The sequence below is a fragment of the Streptomyces sp. SYSU D01066-1 genome (assembly GCF_054956795.1).
On sequence record NZ_JBUDHV010000059.1, the window covers coordinates 22,166 to 28,287 of the forward strand.

The 6,122-nt window shown below is 74.8% G+C and carries 5 protein-coding genes; 2 read left to right on the plus strand and 3 right to left on the minus strand.

Going from position 1 to position 6,122, the window contains the following annotated elements; genetic code table 11:
• Positions 1 to 13: 13 nt before the first annotated feature.
• From ACY1JF_RS31295 to ACY1JF_RS31305, 3 genes are all read right to left on the minus strand, one after another.
• Positions 14 to 895: a hypothetical protein gene (locus ACY1JF_RS31295; RefSeq protein ID WP_462708657.1), complete on the minus strand. Its 882-nt coding sequence runs from the start codon at positions 893 to 895 to the stop codon at positions 14 to 16.
• 349 nt (positions 896 to 1,244) lie between these two features.
• Positions 1,245 to 2,774, minus strand: a complete 1,530-nt coding sequence (locus tag ACY1JF_RS31300; protein ID WP_462708658.1) for a hypothetical protein — start codon at positions 2,772 to 2,774, stop codon at positions 1,245 to 1,247.
• Positions 2,775 to 3,040: 266 nt separating this feature from the next.
• Positions 3,041 to 3,736: a GntR family transcriptional regulator gene (locus ACY1JF_RS31305; protein WP_462708659.1), complete on the minus strand. Its 696-nt coding sequence runs from the start codon at positions 3,734 to 3,736 to the stop codon at positions 3,041 to 3,043.
• Between the two features lie 128 nt (positions 3,737 to 3,864).
• Between ACY1JF_RS31305 and ACY1JF_RS31310 the strand changes: the two genes are divergently transcribed.
• Together ACY1JF_RS31310 and ACY1JF_RS31315 are read left to right on the plus strand one after the other, a co-directional pair.
• A complete protein-coding gene (locus ACY1JF_RS31310) occupies positions 3,865 to 5,187 on the plus strand; it encodes an MFS transporter (RefSeq protein WP_462708660.1) in 1,323 nt (440 codons plus the stop codon).
• Complete coding sequence (locus ACY1JF_RS31315; RefSeq protein ID WP_462708661.1) at positions 5,184 to 6,017, plus strand: putative hydro-lyase; 834 nt, start codon at positions 5,184 to 5,186, stop codon at positions 6,015 to 6,017. Before ACY1JF_RS31310 ends, ACY1JF_RS31315 begins: the two co-directional genes overlap by 4 nt.
• Positions 6,018 to 6,122: the final 105 nt, after the last annotated feature.

Consider the following 6,122-nt stretch of genomic DNA (forward strand, 5'->3'; position numbering starts at 1 on the left):
GGCGGGGCGGGGGTCAGGCGGAGTGGAACGGCAGGCCGGCGTCGGCGACCAGCTCCAGGTCGTCGGTGTCCTCGGCGGGCAGCAGGGTGGGGGTGCCGTCGGTGACCGGGACCACGCCCAGCTCCAGCAGCTCGGCCATGGCGGCGCTGCCGGCCAGGTCGCGGACCTGGAGCTGGTAGCGGGCGGTGGTGCGGTAGGTGCCGCCGTGGTCGTCGCCGGTGCGCTGGAGGAAGCCGGAGTCGGTGAGGAAGGCGACGGCCTTGGCGACGATGCCGGTGGTCGAGCCGGGCAGCCGGCGGGCGTCCTTGGTGGCGCCGGTGGCGCTGCGTCTGACCCAGATCCGCCAGGCGGACTCCAGGCCGGGGGCGTCGCTGACCGGGTCGGTGTTCTCGCCCTGCTCGGCGGCGCGTTCCTCCAGGCGGTGGCAGGCCTGGCGGACGAAGCCGTCGACGCCGTTGACCGTGACGCGGCCGATGTAGCCGTCGTCGGCGAGGTCCTCGGGGCGGGGGAAGGCCATGGCGGCGACGGCGAGGTGGGCCAGCCCGTGCAGGAAGCGGTCGGCGGAGTCGGTGGCGGCACGGCGCGCGTAGTCGCCCATGCGGACGGCGAACACCGAGTCCTCGGCGGCGGTGACGGCCATGCCCGCGCGCGGGGACACTTCGAGCACGATCAGGCCGAGGCCGGCCGCCACGGCGTCGGCGAGCCGGGCGAACGGCGGGTCCTCGCGGTAGCGGCGCAGCAGGCCCGCGTACTCCTGGTCGCGGGCGGGCAGCAGCTTGGGCTGGAGGCCGAAGGCGACCAGCCGGGCCGCGTCGGCGGCGTCGCCGGGCGTGACGGCGGGGGCCTTCTCCGCGGCGGCCGGCTCGGCTTCGCTCCAGTCGACGGGCTCGGTCACGGTCGGTACTCCTCGGTGTGCTTGCGCTTCTGTGCGGTGATGCCGCTGCTGTCCGGGGTGACGCCGCGCCTGCCACGACGCCCGGGGCGCCCCGCCGCCCGGCGGGCGGAATCAACGCGTCGGGACCCGACGGCCGTCCCCTCCCCCACGGACAGACCGCTCCCGCCCGGCACGGCAGCGCGCCTGTCACCGCGTCCGGGGCACCCCGCCACCCGGCAGGAGCCTGCCACGCGTCGGAGCCGGGCGGCCGTCCCCTCCCCCACGGACAGACCGCTCCCGCCCGGCACGGCGCCGCGCCGGTCACGGCTGGTGATCACCGCCGCCCGCTGGTCCGCTCGTCCGGCCCCGGTCACGCCGCCTCCGTCCGGTCCGCCGCCATGCCGGCCGCGTCCAGCAGCGCCGTGCCCACGATGAGGTCGGCGCCGCCGAACTCGGGGTCGTCCAGTTCGGTGCCGTCGTCCACGGCGAACAGCAGCTTCTCCTCGCCCTGCCGGTAGGCGGTGCCGACCGGCGGGCTGGCGGCGTGCACCGCCAGCAGGGCGACGAGGTACGCGAGGTCGGAACCCTCGCGGCAGCGGGCCTCGGCCAGCAGGCCGGAGAGCCGGCGCGGGGCGTCGTGCGGCAGGTCGAGCAGGTCCTTGGCCGCCGCCAGCTGCTCCTCGCTGAACCGGCTGTCGTCCGGGGTGGCGATCAGGTCGGGCTCGGGCATCTCGGCGCCCAGGTGCTCACGCTCGACGGGCGGGGTCAGCAGCAGGTCGACGAGGTCGCCGATCCGCACCGAGACGGGCGTGCGCGAACCGGTACCGCGGGCGAAGAAGGCGTCGGTGACGCGCAGGGCCCGCTCCACGGGCAGTGGCAGGACGGGGGCGACGAGGTGGCCGTAGAGGTCTATGCCCGAGGAGGCGAGGGGGGTGGCGAAGGCCTGCCGGTCCTGCTCGGCGCGGAACAGCGGGCCCGCCTCCAGCAGCCGGGACTGGAGCTGGGTGTGGCGGCGGATGCAGTCCTTGACGATGTCGACCAGCTCGGCGGCGCGGCGCTTGTGCTCGGGTTCCTCGGATTCGTCCCGGGCCTTGCGGATGTTGGTGAGGATCGCGTTCTCGTGGCGGTAGCGGTCGGCCACGTGGTCGAGGGCTTCGGCGATCATGTCGGGGACGGCCGCCAGCCAGTCCACCGCGCGGACGTTGCGCCGGGTGGCGTCCAGGGCCCGGCGCAGGGTCTCCGAGTACTGCACGGTGCGGTAGCGGGCCTGCTCGGCGGCGAGCTGGGCGTCGGCGAGCCGGCCGCGGCTGATCAGCACCTCCAGCTTCACCTCGGCGGCGATCTGGGCGCTGGTGACGTCGGTGTCCAGGGCGCCGACCAGGACGTTGACCGCCTCGTCGGTGGTGCGCAGGTAGACGGTGCCGCCGGGGCCGGGGACCTCCTCGATCAGCTTGAAATCGTAGTCGCGGCGCACATAGCTGCCGTCCGGTTCGAACGTGCCGTACACCGCGCGGAAGCCGCGGTCGACGCTGCCGACGTTGATCAGGTTCTCCAGGACCCAGCGGGCCACCCGCTCGTGCTCGGCGGCGGGCCTGCGCGGGGCCTGGGCGGCGACGCGCGGCACGAGCCGGGCCACTATCTGGTCGTGGTCGGCGCCCGTGTCGAAGTCCATGTTCAGGGTGACCAGGTCGATGGCGGCGAGGGCGACCTCCGCCATGCCGTAGACCGAGTACTCGCCGGCGAGGTTGGCCTTGCGCGCGTCGAGGTCGTGCAGCGGGGCGGTGCAGGCGAGCGCGCGCAGCCGCCGCGCCAGCCCCTCGTCGGCGGCCGGGCCCATGGCGGGGCGCGGCCCCGCGCTGAGCTGGGGCCGAGCGCTGTCCGTCGATGCAGGCGAAGTCACGGTGCACAGACTAGGTCCTAGGTCTGACAACGACCCAAACGACCGCAGACGTCCCCGGCGGAGCGGCCCGCGCCCTCCCCGGCGGAGCGGCCCGCACCCCCGGCGGAGCGGCCCGCGCCCCCGGCGGGACCGCTCCCCGCCCTCCCCGCTCCCTTCGCTCTCCCCGCCCCCCGCTCCCCCCGCCCTCCCCGGCGAGCGGCCCCGCATCCCGGTCCGGCGGTCCCCGCCCCGCCGCGGCTCCCGCCCCGCCGCCCTCCCCGCCCCCGTCAGCCGTCCTCGCCGACCCGGCGCCGGTAGACCTCCAGCACCCGCTCCAGCGAGGTCGAGAGGTACGCCGCGAGGAGCCGCTCGGCGCCCTCCCGGTCGCCGGCCTCCAGGGCCTGGAGGACCTCGTGGTTGCGCGCGATGTACGGCTCGTGCAGGCGGCGCGGGTCGTCCACCACGTGGAAGGCGAGCCGCAGTTCGGCGAAGACGCTGCGCATCACCTCGTCGGTGCGCTCGCTGCCCGCCAGGGCGACCAGCTCCCGGTGGAAGTGGATGTTGGCCGTGCCCACCCGTTTCCAGTCGCCTTCCCGGGCCGCCCGCCGCCCGTCCTCGACGGCCTCGGCGAGCCCTTCCAGCCGGTACGGCGGATCGCCGAGCCCGCGGACCACCGCGCACTCGACGAGGGCGCGGGTGCGGTAGATGTCCTCGACGTCGTCGACGGTCAGGACCCGGACGAAGACGCCCCGGTTCAGCTCGTGCACCAGCAGCCGTTCATGGGTGAGCAGCCGGAACGCCTCCCGCAGCGTGTTGCGGGAGATCCCGAGCGCGCCCCCGATGCTGTCCTCCGACAACCGGGTGCCGGGCGGGAAGAAACCGTCGGCGATGCGGCTCCTCAGGATGTCCGAGACCCGCTCGGCGGTACTGGTGCGCCCCAGGAGGGCGCGGTCGTCGGCGAGTTGCGCCAGCTGCTCTGCCATGCCCGGAATTCAACCTCAGACACAAGAACGAAACAACAGGGGTATTGAGGGATCGTTGAACAATCCCCTACGGTGCTGGACATCGGCTCATCAGCAAGCGCCCTCCGTCCTCCTTCTGCGAGGTGCCCATGAGCACAACCCCTCCACCGCAGGTCCCGCTCACCGTCGTCCCGCGCCCCGACGGCGGCGATCACGGCGCCGGCGACGGGGCCCTGGGCTGGCTGCGCGCCCTCGGCCCGCGGGGCCGCCGTGCCTTCGCCGGCGCGTTCGGCGGCTACGCCCTCGACTCCTACGACTACTTCACGCTGCCGCTGAGCATGGTGGCGCTGGCCGCGTACTTCGGCCTGGACAGCGGCCGGACCGGGCTGTTCACCACCGTCACGCTGGTCGTCTCGGCGGTCGGCGGCGCCCTCGCGGGCGTACTGGCGGACCGGATCGGCCGGGTCAGGGCGCTGCTGCTCACGGTGATCACGTACGCCGTGTTCACGGTGGCCTGCGGTTTCGCGCCCGACTACGAGACGCTGCTGGTCTTCCGGGCGCTCCAGGGCCTCGGTTTCGGCGGCGAGTGGGCGGTCGGCGCGATCCTGGTCGCCGAGTATGCGAGCGCGGAACACCGGGGCCGCACCCTGGGCGCGATCCAGAGTTCCTGGGCGGTCGGCTGGGCGCTGGCCGCGATCGTGTACACGGTGGTGTTCTCGGTGGCCGACGACGCGCTGGCCTGGCGGATCATGTTCTGGACCGGCGCGCTGCCCGCACTGCTCGTGCTCTGGGTGCGGCGCAGTGTGCACGACGCCCCCGAGACCGCCGCCGAGCGCGAACGGAGCCCCGGCAGGGGCTCGTTCCGGGCGATCTTCGCACCGGGCACGGGCGACGCCCCCGGACTGCTGCGGACCACGGCCTTCGCCGCGCTGCTGTCCACCGGCGTCCAGGGCGGCTACTACACGCTGGCCACCTGGGTGCCGACGTACCTGAAGGACGAGCGCGGCCTGTCGGTGATGGGCACCGGCGGATACCTGACGTTCCTGATCTCGGGCGCCTTCACCGGCTATCTGACCGGCGGCTACCTCACCGACCGCCTGGGGCGCCGGCGCAACATCTGGCTGTTCGCCCTGCTGTCGGCCCTGTGCATCCTGGCGTACGCCAACATCCCGGCCGGCGCCGGCACCCTCCTGCTCGTGCTCGGCTTCCCGCTCGGGTTCTGCATGTCGGCGATCTTCAGCGGCTTCGGCTCCTACCTGGCCGAGCTGTACCCGACGGCGGTGCGCGGCACCGGACAGGGGTTCACCTACAACACCGGACGGGCCGTGGGCGCCGTCTTCCCCACCACGGTCGGCTTCCTGGCCGACAGCTGGGGCGTGGGCGGCGCGCTGGTCTTCGGCGCGCTCGGCTACGGCGTCGCGGCGATCGCGCTGCTCGGACTGCCCGAGACGCGCGGGAAGGAGCTGGCGTGAACAGCGCGCGCCAGGTGACAAAGGACCGCGCGGTCACGCTCGTCGACGAGCACGCGCGCGCGTGGCGGCCGGAAACGGCCCGGGCCCGCTTCCGAAAGGGGCTGACCGGCGCCACGGCGGGGGTCGCGGCCGGTCACACCCAGGCCAACCTGATCTCCGTACCCGCCGACTGGGCCTACGACATGCTGTTGTTCTGCACCCGCAATCCGAAGCCCTGCCCGGTACTCGGCGTGACGGACGCCGGCGGGTGGACGACCTCGCTGGCCGACGGCGCCGACCTGCGCACCGACCTGCCGCGCTACCGGGTGTGGCGGGACGGCGAGCTGGTGGACGAGCCGGCCGACGTACGCGCCCACTGGCGGGACGACCTCGTCTCGTTCCTCATCGGGTGCAGCTTCACCTTCGAGTCGGCGCTGTCCCGGGCCGGCGTCCCGATCCGCCACGTCGAGCAGGGCCGCAACGTGCCGATGTACGTCACCGGCCGGCAGTGCGCGCCCGCCGGGCGGCTGCGCGGGCCGATGGTGGTGTCCATGCGTCCGGTGCCGCCGCGGTACCTGTCCGCGGCGATCCGGGAGACCAGCCTGCTCCCGGCGGTGCACGGCGGCCCGGTGCACTGCGGTGACCCGTCGGCGCTCGGCATCGAGGACCTGGACCGGCCCGACTTCGGCGACGCGGTGGAGCGGGAGCCGGACGACATCCCGGTGTTCTGGGCGTGCGGGGTGACCCCGCAGGCGGCGGTCATGGCCTCGCGCCCGCCGTTCGCGATCACCCACGCGCCCGGCCAGATGTTCGTCACGGACGTCCGTGACGAGTGGTACCGGGTGGTGTGACCGGCGCGGTACCGGGTGGTGGGGGGGGGGGGGGCCCCCCCCCCCCCCCCCCCCCCCCCCCCCCCCCCCCCCCCCCCCCGCGGGGGGGGCCCGCCGGCGGCCCCG